16 protein-coding genes are annotated in these 18,479 nt (G+C 32.7%); 2 read left to right on the top strand and 14 right to left on the bottom strand.

The features are described 5' to 3' along the window. Window positions 1-10 precede the first annotated feature (10 nt). The 9 genes from HM986_RS15850 to HM986_RS15890 all read right to left on the bottom strand — a co-directional run bounded on the left by HM986_RS15850 (window position 11) and on the right by HM986_RS15890 (window position 11,365). Window positions 11-1,711, bottom strand: coding sequence for an alanine/glycine:cation symporter family protein (locus HM986_RS15850; protein ID WP_179336042.1), 1,701 nt, complete (start codon window positions 1,709-1,711; stop codon window positions 11-13). Between the two features lie 110 nt (window positions 1,712-1,821). Further along, complete coding sequence (locus HM986_RS15855) at window positions 1,822-2,844, bottom strand: potassium channel family protein (protein WP_179336043.1); 1,023 nt, start codon at window positions 2,842-2,844, stop codon at window positions 1,822-1,824. A 15-nt stretch (window positions 2,845-2,859) separates the two neighbouring features. Beyond that, window positions 2,860-3,087 (bottom strand): PspC domain-containing protein, encoded by a 228-nt coding sequence (locus HM986_RS15860; RefSeq protein ID WP_020896655.1) that lies wholly within the window; start codon window positions 3,085-3,087, stop codon window positions 2,860-2,862. A gap of 39 nt (window positions 3,088-3,126) precedes the next feature. After that, a complete protein-coding gene (locus tag HM986_RS15865; protein WP_179336044.1) occupies window positions 3,127-4,404 on the bottom strand; it encodes a DUF2851 family protein in 1,278 nt (425 codons plus the stop codon). Between the two features lie 43 nt (window positions 4,405-4,447). Next, the gene (locus HM986_RS15870; protein ID WP_179336045.1) at window positions 4,448-6,169 is read right to left on the bottom strand and encodes a PAS domain-containing hybrid sensor histidine kinase/response regulator; all 1,722 of its coding nucleotides are present in this window, start codon (window positions 6,167-6,169) and stop codon (window positions 4,448-4,450) included. Further along, complete coding sequence (locus HM986_RS15875) at window positions 6,166-7,290, bottom strand: FIST signal transduction protein (RefSeq protein WP_179336046.1); 1,125 nt, start codon at window positions 7,288-7,290, stop codon at window positions 6,166-6,168. The genes HM986_RS15870 and HM986_RS15875 overlap by 4 nt, the downstream gene beginning before the upstream one ends. Window positions 7,291-7,617: 327 nt before the next feature. Then, window positions 7,618-8,733 (bottom strand): methyltransferase, encoded by a 1,116-nt coding sequence (locus HM986_RS15880; RefSeq protein WP_317167406.1) that lies wholly within the window; start codon window positions 8,731-8,733, stop codon window positions 7,618-7,620. A 167-nt stretch (window positions 8,734-8,900) separates the two neighbouring features. Continuing rightward, window positions 8,901-9,881 carry a PLP-dependent cysteine synthase family protein gene (locus tag HM986_RS15885; RefSeq protein ID WP_179336047.1) on the bottom strand — a complete coding sequence of 327 codons (981 nt, stop codon included), beginning with the start codon at window positions 9,879-9,881 and terminating at the stop codon, window positions 8,901-8,903. Window positions 9,882-10,132: 251 nt separating this feature from the next. Further along, window positions 10,133-11,365, bottom strand: a complete 1,233-nt coding sequence (locus HM986_RS15890) for an ABC transporter permease (RefSeq protein WP_179336048.1) — start codon at window positions 11,363-11,365, stop codon at window positions 10,133-10,135. Between the two features lie 8 nt (window positions 11,366-11,373). Between HM986_RS15890 and HM986_RS15895 the strand changes: the two genes are divergently transcribed. Next, complete coding sequence (locus HM986_RS15895) at window positions 11,374-12,651, top strand: exo-beta-N-acetylmuramidase NamZ family protein (protein WP_179336049.1); 1,278 nt, start codon at window positions 11,374-11,376, stop codon at window positions 12,649-12,651. Between the two features lie 2 nt (window positions 12,652-12,653). Here the strand turns inward: HM986_RS15895 and HM986_RS15900 are convergent, their stop codons facing one another. The 4 genes from HM986_RS15900 to HM986_RS15915 are packed head-to-tail and all read right to left on the bottom strand — an operon-like array spanning window position 12,654 to window position 15,801. After that, window positions 12,654-13,544, bottom strand: a complete 891-nt coding sequence (locus HM986_RS15900) for a glycerophosphodiester phosphodiesterase (RefSeq protein ID WP_246288524.1) — start codon at window positions 13,542-13,544, stop codon at window positions 12,654-12,656. Beyond that, a complete protein-coding gene (locus tag HM986_RS15905) occupies window positions 13,510-14,349 on the bottom strand; it encodes a sterol desaturase family protein (protein WP_179336050.1) in 840 nt (279 codons plus the stop codon). Before HM986_RS15905 ends, HM986_RS15900 begins: the two co-directional genes overlap by 35 nt. A gap of 5 nt (window positions 14,350-14,354) precedes the next feature. Further along, complete coding sequence (locus HM986_RS15910) at window positions 14,355-15,254, bottom strand: hypothetical protein (protein ID WP_179336051.1); 900 nt, start codon at window positions 15,252-15,254, stop codon at window positions 14,355-14,357. Window positions 15,255-15,306: 52 nt separating this feature from the next. Then, on the bottom strand, window positions 15,307-15,801 hold the full coding sequence (locus tag HM986_RS15915) for a YkgJ family cysteine cluster protein (RefSeq protein WP_179336052.1): 495 nt from the start codon (window positions 15,799-15,801) through the stop codon (window positions 15,307-15,309). Between the two features lie 80 nt (window positions 15,802-15,881). Here HM986_RS15915 and HM986_RS15920 point away from each other — a divergent pair, with 80 nt between their 5' ends. Continuing rightward, the gene (locus tag HM986_RS15920) at window positions 15,882-16,577 is read left to right on the top strand and encodes a class I SAM-dependent methyltransferase (RefSeq protein ID WP_179336053.1); all 696 of its coding nucleotides are present in this window, start codon (window positions 15,882-15,884) and stop codon (window positions 16,575-16,577) included. 142 nt (window positions 16,578-16,719) lie between these two features. On the opposite strand, the gene HM986_RS15925 is transcribed toward HM986_RS15920, so the two are convergent. Continuing rightward, window positions 16,720-18,339 carry an amidohydrolase gene (locus HM986_RS15925; protein ID WP_179336054.1) on the bottom strand — a complete coding sequence of 540 codons (1,620 nt, stop codon included), beginning with the start codon at window positions 18,337-18,339 and terminating at the stop codon, window positions 16,720-16,722. Window positions 18,340-18,479 lie beyond the last annotated feature (140 nt).

Raw genomic sequence — 18,479 nt, forward strand, 5'->3', positions numbered from 1 at the left:
TTATTTTTATTTACAATATTTCATTTAGATCTTCTGCTCCTTCTTCAATAGCATCTTCCTTAACGTTAATTGCTTTATAGTATTTCTTTAGTTCCATTTTAATAACTGGTGACAATATAATAACACCAATTATGTTAGGCACCACCATTGCAAAAATCATAGCATCAGAGAAATTAATAACAGCACCTAAACTAATAGATGCACCCACAACTACAAAGAATAAGAATAAAACCTTATAAGCTAAGTCTGATATTTTACCTTTTCCGAATAAAAACACCCAACCTTGCATACCGTAGTACGACCAAGAAATCATAGTTGAAAATGCAAATAATATTACGGCGATTGTAAGTATGATTGAAAAGTGTGGAATTACAGAATCGAAAGCCGTAGCTGTAATTTCTACACCCTCTGTAATTTCAACGCCATACTCCATAAAACCACCATCAAAATTAGTGATCACAATTACTAAAGCCGTCATTGTACAAATTACAACCGTATCTACAAATGGTTCTAAAAGTGCCACAATTCCTTCTGATGCTGGGTATTTTGTACGAACAGCTGAATGTGCAATTGCTGCAGACCCCACACCTGCCTCGTTAGAGAAAGCACCTCTTCTAATACCTTGTATCATTACACCTACAAGTCCACCTGCTATTCCCAATCCTGAGAATGCACCTTCATATATTAATGCAAACGCATCATCAATTAAACTGAAATTAGCTCCTAATATAATTAAGGATGCTAGTACATATATTCCTGCCATAAACGGCACTACTTTTTCAGTCACTTTAGCAATACGCTTAATTCCACCGATAATTACGATAGCAACAAGCACAGCCATAACAATACCAAAATACATACCTGCGTTAGATGCTGGGTCTAAATCGAATACCTTAACAAATTGAGCAGCAGCTTGATTGGCTTGAAACATGTTTCCACCTCCAAAAGATCCTCCGATAACAAAAATGGCAAACAACACAGCCAACACTTTACCAAAACCACCCATACCTTTGGCTTTTAAACCTTTGGTTAAATAGTACATTGGACCACCGTAAACCGTACCATCTTCACCAACATCTCTATATTTTACACCAAGTGTACATTCTGCAAATTTTGAAGCCATACCTAATAAACCAGCAACAATCATCCAAAACGTTGCGCCAGGACCACCAATAGATAAGGCTACGGCAACACCTGCGATATTACCTAGACCTACCGTGGCAGATAGTGCTGCTGTTAAAGCTTGAAAGTGCGAAACTTCCCCGTCTGCACTTTCATCTCTTATCGTTTCAATCACATCTTCACCTTCATTACTTGTACTATCTCCATAAAGCGTATCTGCATTGGATTTCTCAGTTTCTATTTGTTGAATGTCAGCTAAATTATCTGATGCATTTTCTCCATATAAATTATCTGCTCCATGCTTTTCAATATCTTCATACTGTCCTCTAACAACTCTAATGGCCATTCTAAAACCTGTGACATTAATAAATTTAAAATAAATCGTAAAAAATAATGCACCACTAATTAATACTATAAGTACCCATGGAATTTTATAAGTTTCTGAAAATGGAATTTCGTAAAAAATAGCGTCAACAAACCAGCCTGTATAATCCTTGAAAATAGCATCAATCTTTTCGGAAGTTGTTTCTTGCGCGAAAGTCAAAAACGGTAATGAAATTGTAAAAATTGATAGAAGATATTTCTTCATGAGTTGTAGTTGTTAGTTAGTTTTAAGGTTAGTTATTGTATTTTAAAGATGACAAGATGCAAAAAAAAAATGAGCTTGTAAAGTATCGACTCATAAAATGGTTGCATTAATTATTCAATATTGTACTGAGAATTCAATTTTATAATCTGTTCGGGGCGTCCTAAAACAATGATTTTTGAGCCAGAAATCAATTTTGTATCTGCCTCAGGATTTACTATATATTCTCCTTTATCATCCTTAAATCCAATAACAGTACAACCTGTATTTTTACGTAAATCTAAGTCTCTTATTGTTTTAACTTCGCTCATATCATAAAGTTGTTCTACTTTTACTTCTTCGATATTAATGTTGCGTTCTCCTACAATACCTAAGTTATCAATAAACTCTACTAAGTCTGGAATCACCACCAAAGATGCCATATGATCTCCTCCTATTTTATCGGGTAAAATAACATTATTAGCACCTGCTAATTTCAATTTATTATAGGATGTCTCCTCTGAAGCTCTACTAATAATTGATAATTTTGCATTAATCTGGCGAGCCGACAATACCACAAATAAATTATCTGCATCATTTGGTAAGGCGCAAATGAGCGTACTAGCTTTTTCAATACCTGCAGTAAAAAGGGTTTCGTCCTCGTTGGCATTTCCTTCAATAAATGCTATAGTATCGTCTTGACATTTTTCTATAATATCCTTATCACGCTCTATAATAACGAACGGCTTTCCGTAATCACTTAACTTCTTTGCTGCTTGTTTACCGTTACGACCATACCCACATATAATGATATGATTAGTCATTGCATCAATTTTCTTTTGCATTTTTCGTTGTTTAATGTCTTCCATATTATTTCTACTAAGAATATAATCGGTAATGATTGAAATGGCATAACCAACAATTACCACACTCGTTAAAATTAAAAAAATAGTAAAAATTTTAGAGGTAGGATCGAGAGGAATTACTTCTGCAAAACCAACAGTTGTTACGGTAATTACTGTCATATAAACAGCATCGAGCCATAAATAGCCAGAAATAAATCTATACCCTAAAATACCAATGCAAAGCAATAACACCAACATCATTATAGCTGTGTATATCTTAGATCTATAAAGTTTTAATAACGGATTATCCATATTACACTAACAACATTATAAATCGAAAACTGAAGACCGTTTTGTGTAAACGATATCTTTAATACGCATCCAAAAGGCTAAGAATAAATAGAGTGCGAACCCAAAACCGACCGTAACAAACGTAAGGTATATAAAAGAAGTTCTTACAATTTTAGCTCTAATTCCTAAACGATCTGCTATACGTTGACAAACATAATAGCCGCGTTTCTGAAAATATAATAAGAGATTGTAAAACCAATTCATAAGTTTAATCTAATAATTAATTAGGGTAGATGTTGCAAGTTACTTATTTTTTACGATAAAGTTATTACCTATAGCACACTGCAAACACTTATTTTTATCACAATACTGATGTTTTAATTGCAATAAGGCTTGAGAGTTTAAGGCGTTTTTCTCTATAGGTTTTAAGTTTAGAAATTTAGATACAATACTATTGTTTTCCATTTTAATATCTTTTATAAGCTGAAAAACAATGTCGTCAATCGATTTTCCTTGAGCTTTTGCGTAACTAAATTTCAATGGAATAAGTGTATTGATAATTAATAAATCTATAAAGGACTTGGTAATTCCCTTTTTAAAAGGTTTAGACGTTTTAGCAAATGTGTAATGCGTCATCCAAAATTGCGTAACACCTTTATCGAAGAATTTATAAAACTCCTCCTTTGTATTTAAATTCATGACTTTTGAAAACAAATTAGGTTCTGAATTATATAAATTAGCAAATTGAGATAACCGTATTGTTGGAAAATTTGGAGGCCGTAATCTAAAAAACTGTAACGGTAAAACCCCGTTGTTGTCTAAGTCAAATTTTCGCTTCAGAAATCCATATCGTTGTTTTAGGTCTAAAAAATAAATATCTTCAATAATATTTTCCCCTAGTAAACCCGATTGTCCAAAAAACAATGCTTCTAGATTTAAAACATCATTCCGTAATTTCCGAATTATAGAAAAATCAAAAGAATTTGCCAAACTTAAGAAAGGATCACTATTTATTTTTAATCCAAAATTTTTCAATAGCATTTTGAATAATACCGCTTCCCAATCGTTATTAGAAGATTTTAATAAATGTTGAATCGTTTTTGATTTCGCCTCTAAGCGTTCTATATAGAGACGTTCTAACCAATTATGAAGCAAAAAATCATCAATGTCATTAAAATCAGATTCACAATTAATCCACGACTTTGATTGCATCAACTTTTGATACTTATGAAGTAGCGATTTATCAACATAATGTTTTAACTCTAAGGTTGGAATTTCTGAATTATCTTTCCTAAAAATCTCAGTATCATGTTCCCAAACCACATGAAGAATTACATTATCATAAGCTTTGTCTGTTTCATGATTATGAACATACCAATCTGAAGATTTAATATGAATTTCCACATTACCCGCCCAAAGCTGATTAGCAATGTGTAATTGTGCATTGAAGAAATCTGGACCTGCATTATGATTGTGTTGTCCTAAATTTGAAATACTAATTTGTTCATCTTTTGTAGATTTTAACAAGGATGAATCGAAGGCTTTATGTTTCCAGATATAATGAAGAAAATCTTCTTGCATCGACCTAAAGTACTAAAATCTTAAATAAAAACAATTATAATAATTATTGTTTCTTAAAACTGTAAAGACTAAGGACATCATATAATTCATTAACATCTAAAGGTTTGCTTAGATATCCATTCATTTTATACCGCTTTGTTTTATCTCTAACTTCGGACTCAGCAAAAGCTGTTAATGCAACAATTGGAATCGTAGATTTAACGTCATCTGACATTTTTCTGATTCTCATTGTTGTTTCGTAACCACATAAAATAGGCATTTGTAAATCCATTAAGATTAAATCGAAATCTTCATTTATATATATGTCTAAAAGTTCCTGTCCATTTTTAGCTATAGTATAATCCACTTTCCATTTTTTAAACAGTTTTTTAAGTAATAATGCATTGAGATTGTTGTCTTCTGCGACCAATACTTTTATATCAATTGGTTCTGTTTTAGACACATAATTGTGCCCATCAACTAATTTTACTTTAGAGTGCTTGTATGAAATTTCAAACCAGAATTTAGCCCCTCTTCCCTCTTCACTTTCTATGTGTAAATTACTACCATGAATTTTTATAAGTTCCTTACTAATATATAACCCTAAACCAGAACCGCCATAAAGCGCAGATGTATTATCATTGGCCTGAACAAAACTTTTAAATATATCTTTTTGCTTATTATACGAAACTCCAATTCCCGTATCTATAATACTAAAACGTATTTTAGTTTTATTTGAAACAGTTTCAACTACCTCTACTTTAAATACAACACCACCTTCATCTGTGAATTTAAAAGCATTACTTAATAAATTTCTTAAAACTTGTGATAATTTCAGACTATCTCCTTTTAAAACTAAAGGAATGTTACTATCAATAATGGTATCGAAATTGAGTTTCTTTTTTGTTGCTGTTTGCTTAAAGTGTAGTTGGATATTCTGAATAAATTCTGGAAGATTAAAATCTTTTTCAATAAGTTTTATTTCATCTGACTTAAATCTATTGAGATCTAGCAGATCATTAATTAATTCTAATAAATGTTCACCAGAATATTTTAATATTTGCAAATTCTCTAATTGTTCTGGTAAGTAATTCTCTAACAATAAGATATCAGACATACCAATTACAGCATTTAAAGGCGTCCTTATTTCGTGAGACATTGTAGACACAAATTCATCTTTTGTTTTATTAGCCTCACTTAACTCTAGTTCAATTTCTTTTAACTGAGTTACATCTGTCATAGTACCTATAGTGCCATTATACGCACCATTTGTATCGCTAAAAATGACTAATCGTAATTGAATCCAAATTTTTTCACCTGTGGATTTATTAAAACAAAATAAAGAGTTATAGTCATTCTCTTTTCCTCTTAAAAATTTCGAAATTTTAACTTGTTCTTTTTTATTAATTCCTATTGATAAATCTCTATAGTTCTTACCCAATACATCTTTAATAGGTATACCAATTAAATCTTCCCACGCTTTGTTTAGATATATAAAATTCCCATCCATATCTGTTTTAAAGATGACACCTTCAATAGTATTTACAATGGCATTTAAATTAGTCTCTACACTATTAACTTTAGATTTTAAAGCTAGATTGGCTCTGTAAAGTTCGTTAGAGCTTTGTTCAAAAATGATTTCATGATGTTTTACATCATCATCAAAACTTTTATAAGCTTCATTAACGACTTCAAAAAAGTCTTTAAACTTTCCTAAATCTGCTTCTTCAAAGCCTGCTTTGCGAATTTGTCTTCGTAATAATCTGTGCATGTTAGAATTTATCATTCTGATAATGTCGTAATTGTCATTGTTTGATTATGAAGCTCACAAGGTGAATGCAGCCCAAATGGGGCAATTTCTCCATAAGAATAAAAACCTGTAATTTTAGAATCTTTACCTATTACATCTCTAACAACCTCGACTTCTTCTTCTATCAGTTGTTTTAGCACCAATCTGCGACCAATACAACTAATTAATATTGCCAATTTCGTATCTTGCTTTGTAACTTCTAATGCTTTTTTTGCAGAATCTTCTGCGCCACCTATAAGCCGATCAACGTTTGCTTTCATTAAGCGTACATAAGAGCCTTCGGGTATATTACCTGCAAAAGTTAAACTTTGTTCTTCTTCATTAATGCCTAAAATAGTTCTTACAACAGGTGCATCTGTTTCATTTACACGCATACTTAAAGGAAATAATAAGCCTGAACTGGGTAGCTTTGTTGCATTACTTCCTAAAAAAGATTTATATAATTCTAGTGCTGGTAAGCCATCTAATTCATATAATACGTTTTTTTTAGATCTACTGACTAAGCGATCAATGCCGAAACTGTCCCATCCGCCTTTAGAGCTATAACCAATTTTTAACTGGTCTCCATAAAACCCTAACCCTACAATTATCTTATCCGTTATAGTGCTATTTGCTATTACAAACGTTTCGCTAAAATCGGCACCATCTGCCGCTAAACCACCAGTAATACTGACTTCTGACAAAACACTTTTTAAGCCTTCAACTAATTCAGCACCATTAACATTTAAGCCATCACTAAATACCAAAACATGTTTAAGATTCTCTGTATTAAGTTTTTTTGCGAGAGCAGCAGCGGCTTCATAACTCTTGTCCATGCTATCAACGCCAACTTTTACTAATCTATGATTTGTCTTTTCAAGTTCAATTGCTGTAAGTGAGACAGAATTATCAGATACATTTGTATTAGATATTTCTCCAGCTGTAGAGCAGCCTACAATTGTAGCTTCAGGATAAAGTTTAATTAATTTATTTACCAAATCATTCTTAGGAACAAATAAGGGCGATACAAATAATAAGAAAATAGTAGGTGCAATCTTAATATTATTTACCTCGTCATTCCATGTAGAATCGTTTAAGGATAGTTGTTCTACTTTCATGTTATATTAGGGCTAATTTCAAAAACACTTTGTCGATAAAAAATGCTCTTTAGCCAATATATAATAAATTATTGATACTTTCTAAAATCTATGATGAATACATCACATATTTAATATTTATGAGAAATTAATCTAATTAATTTTACAAATATTTACTAGAGGTGTCTAAATATTAAGATTTTAAATATTGCATAAAGTGCTTGAATTTCTTTCTTTAACCTTATTTATAGCCACAACGAACCGTTCATGAACTATTTAATTAATTAAAATTTAAAACAAAAAAGTCCTCATGTATTTACGTCTAAAAAAACTTAGCGTTACATCTTTTTACTTAACATGAGTGAGTACCCACAACTGAACCTCTTCCGTTTTTCGATAATGAGAATCGCGAGTTGTTTTGTTCGATGCTTTTTTAACGTTTTTTGTATAACATTTTTCTAACTGAAAGCGCCCGCCTACTGCTATTTCTCGTTCAATAGGATTTAATTTAGAGAAGCCAGTTATTTCTGCTAAATTAGAAAAGATGAGTACCAGCTTACCGTCTGGCAATAGCATTTCTTTTGCTGCCTCAAAGAAGTTTGAAAATAAGGGGTCATTATAATAAATAGCTTCATCTAAATTATTTGAATCTCTTGTTTCTGCCAACCAAGGCGGATTAAAAACAATTAATTCTGTTTTATTTTTCCACTTACCAAAAAGAGATCCAAAATCTAACTCTATTTTTCGAGAGAGTTTGGTATCTCTCATCATTTCAGCTAAACCAATTATAGCATTCGGATTTGTATCTGTTGCAAAAACCTTTTGAAAACCGTGTTTAATCATTTGTAATGCTAAAACACCGCTACCAACACCAACATCCACCGCTGTTTTTTTTGGGCCACCGTAACGTTTTAACCAATTATCAAACAATTCTAAATGCTCAAAGCGTGTTGGAAAATAGGTGCCATAATACGGATGAATTTTATTTCGTAATCCTGGTATTGAAATGCCATTTATGTACCATTGCCATGCACTGTTTAAACCTTGCACTTGCGGGAGTGTTAATAAAAAATCACTAGTTTCTGGATACAATTTCTTAAGCCAGCCTATAACTGGTGCCTTTTTTGCTACTATTTTATGGTTTTCAATTTCTACAATAATAAGGTTTGAAAGTTTATGGTAAACAGCTCTAAACGCACGTTGTTCTTTAAACGAAGTATTGGGCAAGGTTCGGGTGAGATGCTCTTGCAAACCATTAAGTAGTACGGATCCATTATTATAAAACTCAGTAATTAAAACAGGGCTTCCAGCTTCTAGTACATTTATTATGTTTTTAATATCTTCTCCTCTATTATATATAGTGACATCTTTAAGTGCTAAAAATGGATTTGGTTTATTTACTTTAAGATCCGTCATAATAGTAGGTTTCCCTTTTTGGTGAAGGTAGGCAAATGCTTCTGCCAACTATGATGAATTCAAAAATAATTGAAGTAAAACTATTTGTTATTTCACTGATATCAAATCAATTGGGAATTAGTGGGGCTTTTAAAATACTGGAAATAAAAAAAATCCTGATAATTACATCAGGATTTTTTTTTATGAGGTGAAATTCATGTATTAGCAGGAATTTGTTAATCAATATACCCCCTCTTACGCATCCAATCGTCATTAAACATTTTACCAACATAACGACTGCCATGATCATGAAATAAAACAACAACCACATCGTCTGGTTTAAAATGCTCTTTTAACTGCAAGACTCCTTTAATGGCAGAACCTGCAGAGTTCCCTAAAAACATTCCTTCTTCTTTGGCCAAGCGCTGCGTGTAAACACAAGCATCTTTATCTGTTACTTTAGTAAACCCATCAATAAGACTAAAATCTACATTCTTAGGTAAGATGTCTTCACCAATACCTTCGGTAACGTAAGGATAAATTTCTTTTTCATCGAATATTCCAGTTTCGTGATATTTTTTAAATACAGAACCATAAGTATCTACTCCCCAAACTTTAATATTCGGGTTTTGCTCTTTTAAGTATTTTCCAACACCTGAAATCGTACCGCCTGTACCCACTCCAACCACAAAATGCGTGATTTTACCGTCGGTTTGTTTCCAAATTTCTGGACCTGTACTTTCGTAATGTGCTTTGGTATTACTGGGGTTATCGTATTGGTTAACATACCAAGAATTTGGTGTTTCTTCTCCTAAACGTTTTGATACCGAATAATAACTACGAGGATCAGTTGGTTCTACATCTGTTGGACAAACAATAACTTCTGCACCTACAGCACGCATAATATCTACTTTTTCTTTAGATTGTTTATCTGCCATTACAAAAATACATTTGTAACCTTTTACAATGGCAGCCAATGCTAATCCCATTCCGGTGTTTCCAGATGTTCCTTCAATGATTGTTCCACCAGGCTTTAATCGTCCATCAGCTTCAGCATCTTCTATCATCTGTAAAGCCATTCGGTCTTTTACTGAATTCCCTGGGTTAAAAGTCTCGTATTTAGCAAGTACCAAACAAGGTAAATCCTCTACTAGTTTATTCATCTTCACTAGAGGTGTATTTCCTATTGTACCTAATATATTTTCTACGTAATCCATAATTTTATTTTGCGGAGCAAAGTTACGTTAAATGTTGTGTTATAAAAATCCAAAAAAAGTTAAATTCCATTAATCAAAAACTGTTACATTAAGTTTCAAAAAGAAATTACAGAGGTGCATGGAGAAATTGATTTTAAACGATACGCTGAATATTTCAAATTAAAACATTCTTACGAAGACGATAAGGCTCCAAGTTGAAATGGAAAAGTAAATATTAAATCTAATGTGGCGACTGAGGAATTTCCTCTTTATTAATCAAATCGAATCGCTTTTACAGGCGAGATTTTTGAAATAATCACCGAAGGGATTAAGAGCATTAGTAAACATGCGACAAATGTGCCTATATTTAGTAGAATTATATAATCCCAACTGATATAAACCGGAGCGTTATTTACATAATAGGTGTCCGGATTTAATGGAAATAATTTGAAGTACTTCTGCGCAAACAACAAGCCTAAGCCTATCGTATTTCCCCATAGTAAACCTAAACCAATTAAGTAAGATGCATTATAAAGAAATACTTTTCTAATCGTCCAATTAGAACTTCCTAAGGCTTTTAAAATGCCTATCATCTGGGTACGTTCTAAAATTAATACGAGTAATGCAGTAATCATGTTAATACCAGCTACAATAATCATAATAGCGATAATACCATATGTATTGTTATCAAAGATCTTAATCCATTCAAAAATTGTATAATATTTTCTAGTTATAGACGTGGCATTCATTAAGGAAGGAATCTCTTTAAAGATATCAACCGTTTTTTCTTCAATCTGGGAAAAGTCATCTATAAAAACTTCAAAGCTTCCTATTTGGTCAGATTCCCATTTATTGATGCGTTGAATATGTCTTAAATCTGCAATGCAAAACTTTTCATCGAGCTCTTGAAAACCAGAATTATATATGCCTACAATTTCATAGTTAATAATACGTGGTCTATCATTTAATGGATTGCCGAATAAGGTCTGAAATTTATCACCAACGCTAAAGCCTAGACGATTGGCTAAATAGTTAGAAATTAAAATTTCTTGGTTTATTTCTTTTGTAAAATCGGGGAGTCGGCCTTCAACTAAAAATTCTTTAAAATAGTCCCAATTATAATCGGATCCTACTCCTTTTACAACCACACCTTCAAAATCGGTTTCGGTTCTAATAACAGCAAACTTCTGAGCAACACCTTGTATATGCTTAACCCCTTCTACAGCCGTAAAATCTGGATAAAAATCTTGATTTATGGAAATTGCTACTTGTGATTCGTCTGAAGCATTAGAATCATAATTTGTAATTTCTATATGACCGTTAAATGCTACAACTTTATCTCTAATCTTTTGTTGCAAACCAATACCTGTTGCAATAGCAATGAGCATTACAATAATTCCAATAGCAATTGCTGCGATACCAATTTTAATTATTGGTGCCGAAACACTACTTTTATACGTTTTATTGCCAATTATACGTTTAGCTATAAATAACTCGAAATTCACTCTTAGATATGCTTTTAAAGGTTTTCAAAAATACAGTTTTATTCTCTATAATTATTGGGATTTCCCTTGTAACATTTTCATGCGGAAATAGTGTAAAGCGAGACGTTGAAAGCTCTGCTCTAAAAGACTTAGCAGATAACGATATTTCTACTCCTTATATGGTAAACAACGAAGTTGATAAACCAATTATTGTTGGAGCCAACAGAACATCAACATATTTACCGCTATTAAAAGGAAAGCGTGTTGCTGTAGTTGCTAATCAGACGAGTGTCATTTTTAAAAACCAAGGCTATACTCATATTGTAGATTCCTTGTTGAGTTTAGATGTAGATATCAAAAAAGTATTTTCTCCAGAACATGGTTTTAGAGGGACTGCTGATGCTGGTGAATTAGTAAAAGATGGAAAAGACACCAAAACCGGCTTAGCCATTTATTCACTTCATGGTACACATAAAAAACCAACCAAAGCACAACTTGAAGGTTTAGATATCATGATTTTTGATATTCAGGATGTTGGTGTTCGGTTTTACACTTACATTTCTACGTTACATTATATTATGGAAGCTTGTGCCGAACAAAATATTCCCGTTTTAATTTTAGATCGTCCAAACCCAAATGGTAATTATATTGACGGTCCTGTTTTAGAAAAAAAGCACAGTAGTTTTTTAGGCATGCATCCTATTCCTTTAGTACATGGTATGACCATTGGCGAATACGCCAAAATGATTAATGGTGAAGCGTGGTTAACTAATGAAGTGACTTGTGATATTACTATTATTGAAATGCAAAACTATAATCATAATCGTACTTATAGCTTAGCTTTAAGACCGTCTCCAAATTTACCGAACGACCAATCTATTGAGCTATATCCGAGTTTAGGTTTGTTTGAAGGCACCAATATTAATGCTGGTAGAGGCACAGAATTTCAGTTTCAACGCTATGGTGCTCCGTTTTTAAATAAGAGTCATTATACGTTTAATTATACTCCGATTCCTAATTTTGGGTCTAAACATCCAAAACATGAAAATGAAGTTTGTTATGGTGTTGATTTATCTAAAGTGAAAGCAGAGCGTCATTTTACTTTAAAATATATTATGGATGCTTATCACAATGCTACCGATAAAACCAAAGTATTTAATACGGCTAATTTTACTACGCATGCAGGAACGGCCAAATTGCAAAAACAGATTGAAGCTGGTCTAACTGAAGCTGAAATTAAAGCGACGTGGAAAGATGATTTAGACGCATACAAGAATGTACGTCGTCAGTATTTACTCTATAAATAAATCTACTGTTTTAGTATTTCAATAAGCTGATCGGGATAGTCCGTAATAATACCATCTACAGCCCAAGACTGCATGAGTTTCATGTCTTCTGTTGCGTTAATTGTCCAAGGAATTACTTGAAACCCTTTAGCTTGATATGCTTTTACCGATTCTGCGGTCAATAGCTTAAAATATGGACTAATAATTTCTGGTTTAAAGGATAACTCTTCTAGTTTTACTTCGATTGTTTCGTAATCTTCTACTAATAAGGCGACCTCCATTTTTGGTGATTGCTTTTTAATTTCTTCAAGAATGACAACATCAAAAGACTGAAGATTTATACGACTAAGCATGTCATTTTTTTCAATTTCGTCTAAAACTAATTTCACGTAAGTTTTAGGCTGTGGGGTAAAAATGCCATAATATGACGTTTCAGATTTAATTTCAATATTAAACTTAACATCAGAATCTTTAGCTTTAACCAAATCAAAAACTTCCGACAACAAAGGCTTATAAGTTTTTAGTTTTTCTTGATTAGGATATGTGGGATGAAATTTTGAACCACAATCAAATTGTTTAATCTCATCATAATTCATGTGATATAAATTATAATCTTTTTCTGAGTTATCAGTCAGAACGTCTCCATCAGGATTTAGACATATAATTGGATTCATATAAGGTTCATGAGACACCACAACCTCATGATCTTTAGAAATCACAATGTCTAATTCCAAAGTATGCACTCCTAAATCAATAGCCTTTTCAAAAGCTGGCAACGAATTCTCTGGCAATAAACCTCTGCATCCTCGGTGACCTTGAATATCAATTTGCTTTTTAGAATTACCACTCATACATAGGATTATTAAAACTACAATTGGACTAATTTTCATCTGCTGAAAGCGTTGATTTTTCATATTTCTGAAATGGTTGCTTTAATAACTCTTTGATATTTCCGTTTTTTACTTCATCTGGAAACACATCGACTCCATAGATTAACTTTTCACGATCCATATATCTATAGGTTCCTAGCATACGATCCCAAATACTAAAGATGTTTCCAAAATTGGAATCTGTATACGGCAATCTATAATGGTGATGAATTTTATGCATATCTGGCGATACTATTACATAACTTAATGCTTTATCCAAACCTTTTGGCATTTTAATATTAGCATGTGTAAGCTGAGTAAATATGAGCGACAGCGCTTGATAAATCATGACTAGAGCAATAGGAGTCCCAACCGCAAAAACACCGAATAAGGTAAATCCGAAACGAATTAAACTTTCTATAGGATGATGTCTATTCCCTGTCGTTGTATCTACACTATGATCTGTATGGTGCACTAAATGTACCATCCAAAGTGGCTTTATTCTGTGCTCTACATAATGTGCTAAGTAGGCTCCAAAGAAATCGAGTAATACGACACCAACTAACACATACAACCAAAGTGGCATCTGTGGTAACCAATTTATAATGCCGAAATTATTGACGGTTACCCAATCTGAAGACCATAATAACAAAACAGCCAAAGCAAAATTAATTATTATTGTCGTTAATGTAAAGAAGAGATTTGGAAGCGCGTGCCTCCACTTTTTGTATTTGAACTTAAATAATGGAATACCACCTTCTAACAGCCAAAAAAACGTTAAACCCCCAACTAATATAAGACTTCGGTGAGATGAAGGTATGGTTTCGAAGTATGTAATAATGGTTTCCAATACCGTTAAGAATTAAGATTAATAAGCAGTTGTGCTTTCTTCAAATTTACAGAAGAAATTTTAGATTTCCATAATGCTGCATTCGTTTCATCTTTTAATGCCTTATAAGTTGTGTAATATAAAAACGCTGCGAAGGACTGATTATTGGCATCAATTGTTTCAATATCCATTCGATTTAATTGTCTCAATACTTTTTTAGGACGTTCTTTTATTAAATATTGTTGCATATATAAAAGCGCTACACGTTCTGTTAACACTTTTTGATCTTCAGATGGGTGAATTGTAATAAACTCAGAAGCTTCATTTAAATAAATAATCCCTAATTCTATTAAAGCTGGTCTAATTTTTTCTTTTGTGTACATCGAAAAGTCAAAATACTTCGAAGCTAAATAATACGCCGAATAGAAATCTTTTTTAGTATTGTAACCTATTAATTCGGGTGCCACATATTCTGTATTTAAAGCATAATCATTGATTATCGTTGTAACATTTTGATAATTATCTGGATCACTAGAAAGGTTTAAAATATTCCCATTAGTATCCATTATTTTAATAGAGTCATCATTAAACTTATTTATATATTGTTGTGATCGCTTGTCTTTAATTTCCTCATATAACTCTGCATATTTGTACTCAGCAACAATTACAGGTACAAAATGCTTCCAGATTAATGGACTAAGAATTTCGCTTTCAAACAAATTTTCAACATAAATGGTTTTGCCTGTATTGTCATTGGCTAAAACAGCATAAGGATATTTAGTACTTTCCTCCCAAACCATCAACACCATTTTATTTTGAGTTACGGCTAATTTTTGTGCAATATCGATATTGGTCATCCAAGCTTGTGAATGCGATACATTGAACGCAAATAATAGAAACAATAATTTTAGAACTAAATTATTCATAGTATTTTTTTAATCTGTTAAGCATCAAAAATTATTCCGAATACGATACCGTTTACAACTGAATTCGTTTTTTCATTTCTTCAACAATATTATAAGCAGCAGGACAAATAGCAACATTCTTCAATGTCAAATTAGAAATCTGTTGAAATTTTTTTCGATCTGTATGAGGAAACTCACTACAGGCTTTGGGACGCACATCGTAAATAGAACAATAATTATCTGTACCTAAAAATGTGCATGGTACGGATTGCAACACATAATCGTTCTCGTCATCCAAGCGCAAATACGTTTCAATGAATTGCTGCTCTTTCATTTTAAAAAATTTAGCAATCCGTTGAATATCCTTTGGCGTGAATAAAGGCCCTGTGGTTTTACAGCAATTAGCACACTCTAAACAATCGGTGCGCTCAAATTCCTCTTCATGCAATTCTTGCATGAGATAATCTAACTGTTTTGGTGGTTTCTTTTTTAGCTTTGTAAAAAAGGTTTTATTCTCCTTATGCTTATCTTTGGCGAGCTTTGGAAGATTATTAATTTGGTCTTGCATGTAACAAATTTAAGTAAAGTTCTCGATACACTTAGAGAAAAATTGAAATCACTAAAACTAAGGTTCAATACCAATTATATATGAAAGATATTTTCGGAAAAGCATTATTAGACTATCAAAGCGGAAATTATTCAGTAGATCTTATCACGTCTACAAATATATCAGACGAGGATGTTTTACCATTACCTTATTTATTTAGAGGATTTTCTGAAATGCCTAAACTAGAACAAAAAGCATTACAGTTGGCTGAAGGACGGGTTTTAGATGTTGGATGTGGTTCTGGTAGTCACGCATTATGGTTACAAGATAAAGGCCAAAATGTAAAAGCTATAGATAATTCTGAAGGAGCCATTATTGTTGCAAAACAACGTGGTGTTTCAAATGTTGAATTGAAACCACTTTTAGAAGAAACCGAAAGTTTTGACACCATTTTACTATTGATGAATGGCACAGGAATTTTCCAAGAATTATCTGAAGTAGCAAGCTATTTAAAGCATTTAAAGTCACTTTTAAATCCTGACGGTCAAATTTTAATTGACTCCTCCGATATTTCATATATGTATGAAGATGACGATGGTGGCATGTGGCTAGATCTTAACCAAGGTTATCCTGGTGAATTAGATTATTTCCTATCGTATAAAGGCGAAAAAGAAGTGACTATGAAATGGTTATATCTCGATTTTGAAACCTTGAAAACAGCTTGTTTAACAGTTGGTTTGAAGTGTGAGAAAGTTATGGATGGTGAGCATTTTGATTATTTGGCGCGGATATTTTAGGTTATTGCACTGAGTTATTCGTTGGTTCGCAGAGAAATTAATTATCACGCAAAGACGCAGAGGCGCAAAATTATATTAGAAAATTGCGCTATATCTTTTTTTTCGTTTGAGTCTTTGCGACTTTGCGAGCTTCAACTTATAATTACTGCTCCTCACCGCCAACCACAGTCTTCAGAACTTTAATTTTTGGAATATCATTGGCTTCAACCGTCATAATATCATTATCGAGAATAATAAAATCAGCAAACTTCCCAACTTCAATACTTCCTTTTTCATCCTCTTCAAAATTAGAATAGGCAGCCCAAATCGTCATGCCTTTTAAAGTTTCTTCTCTGCTTAATCCATTTTCCATTTGAAAACCTCCTTCTGGATATCCTTCTAAATCCTGTCTTGCCACGGCAGCATAAAAGGTTAAAAAAGGACTAACACGCTCCACAGGAAAATCAGTTCCTAGAGCCACTTTACCATAAGCCTTTAAGAGCTGCTTAAAAGCATAAGCTCCTTTTATACGTTCTGCTCCCACTCTATCTTCTGCCCAATACATATCACTTGTTGCATGTGTTGGTTGTATGGATGGCATGATGTTCTTATACAACTCAAAATCCTCAGGAGATACAATTTGAGCATGCTCTACACGCCAACGTCTGTCTTCTTTTCCTTCTAATACTTTAGTATAGGTTTGTAAAACGGCATGATTTGCAGAATCGCCAATAGCATGTGTATTCATTTGAAATTCTGAATTTGCAATACGTTCAGCTGATCTTTTTAAAGTTTCTAAATCTGTAACTAGCAATCCTAAATGACCAGGTTTATCTGAATACGGTTCTCTTAACATCGCACCTCGAGACCCTAAAGCTCCATCAGCGTAAAACTTAAACGAACGCACATTTAGGTAATCTGTTTTAGTAACTCCTTTATCTAAAAAGTAATCCAGATTATCCTCAGACGCAGAAACCATAGCATAAACACGCATTTTTAAATCTCCAGATTTCTGAAGACTATCAATAAGTTCAATAGCTTCTTTATTTAATCCGGCATCATCAACAGTAGTTAACCCCAAATCGAAACATATTTTTTGTGCTTCTAATAAAGCATTAGTCACATCGTTTCGGGTGGGTTGTGGCCAGTGTTCCATCACCAACATTTCTGCATTGTCTACTAAAATACCGGTAAGCTCGCCATTTTCTACAACGACTTCTCCTCCTTCAATTTTAGAATTTACGGTTACATTTCCTAAATCTAAAGCCGCCTGATTTGCTAATATAGCATGGCCATCAATACGCACTAATGCAATAGGCGTATTTGGATAGAGTTTATCTAATAAGCGTTTATTAGGAAATTCTTTCTCTTCCCAATCATTTTGATCCCAACCTCTACCAAAAATAAATTCGTTATTTCTTTCATTCTGAAAATCTAAAACACGTTTTACAACGTCCTCAAAACTTTTTGTACCAACTAAATCTACTGCTTGTTGATCTAATCCTAAACCTAAAAAGTGACAATGTGCATCAATAAATCCTGGTACAATTGTTTTGCCTTCGGCATTAAGGGTATCTAGCGCATTGTATTTATTATCTATTTCAGAGGTCGTACCAACAGCAATTATTTTTCCATCTTTTACTGCGAATGCTTCAGCTTTACTAAAACTATCATCAACCGTATATATGTTTGCATTTGTAACAATTAAATCGGCTTGTTCTTTGTTTTCTTGACAAGCAAAAATGCTTAGTAAGACTAGGATTGTGAATAGTTTTTTACTCATGGCGATTCTATTATGTTTATTTGAATTCGTGAATTTTCGTTATCATTTTACCTAAAAATGTCGCGATACAATTTTATAAAATTGAAATCACTCGAAGTAACGAACACTGTAAAAATAAGAAAAGCGCTCCAAATTGGAAC

The sequence above is a fragment of the Winogradskyella costae genome (assembly GCF_013403865.1).
Taxonomy (GTDB): Bacteria; Bacteroidota; Bacteroidia; order Flavobacteriales; family Flavobacteriaceae; genus Winogradskyella; species Winogradskyella costae.

Bases quoted from the DNA above. Each gene is read 5' to 3' on its own strand.
- HM986_RS15850 (WP_179336042.1), bottom strand. From the start codon at position 1,711: ATGAAGAAATATCTTCTATCAATTTTTACAATTTCATTACCGTTTTTG.
- HM986_RS15855 (WP_179336043.1), bottom strand. From the start codon at position 2,844: ATGGATAATCCGTTATTAAAACTTTATAGATCTAAGATATACACAGCT.
- HM986_RS15860 (WP_020896655.1), bottom strand. From the start codon at position 3,087: ATGAATTGGTTTTACAATCTCTTATTATATTTTCAGAAACGCGGCTAT.
- HM986_RS15865 (WP_179336044.1), bottom strand. From the start codon at position 4,404: ATGCAAGAAGATTTTCTTCATTATATCTGGAAACATAAAGCCTTCGAT.
- HM986_RS15870 (WP_179336045.1), bottom strand. From the start codon at position 6,169: ATGATAAATTCTAACATGCACAGATTATTACGAAGACAAATTCGCAAA.
- HM986_RS15875 (WP_179336046.1), bottom strand. From the start codon at position 7,290: ATGAAAGTAGAACAACTATCCTTAAACGATTCTACATGGAATGACGAG.
- HM986_RS15885 (WP_179336047.1), bottom strand. From the start codon at position 9,881: ATGGATTACGTAGAAAATATATTAGGTACAATAGGAAATACACCTCTA.
- HM986_RS15895 (WP_179336049.1), top strand. From the start codon at position 11,374: ATGCTTTTAAAGGTTTTCAAAAATACAGTTTTATTCTCTATAATTATT.
- HM986_RS15900 (WP_246288524.1), bottom strand. From the start codon at position 13,544: ATGAAAAATCAACGCTTTCAGCAGATGAAAATTAGTCCAATTGTAGTT.
- HM986_RS15910 (WP_179336051.1), bottom strand. From the start codon at position 15,254: ATGAATAATTTAGTTCTAAAATTATTGTTTCTATTATTTGCGTTCAAT.
- HM986_RS15915 (WP_179336052.1), bottom strand. From the start codon at position 15,801: ATGCAAGACCAAATTAATAATCTTCCAAAGCTCGCCAAAGATAAGCAT.
- HM986_RS15920 (WP_179336053.1), top strand. From the start codon at position 15,882: ATGAAAGATATTTTCGGAAAAGCATTATTAGACTATCAAAGCGGAAAT.
- HM986_RS15925 (WP_179336054.1), bottom strand. From the start codon at position 18,339: ATGAGTAAAAAACTATTCACAATCCTAGTCTTACTAAGCATTTTTGCT.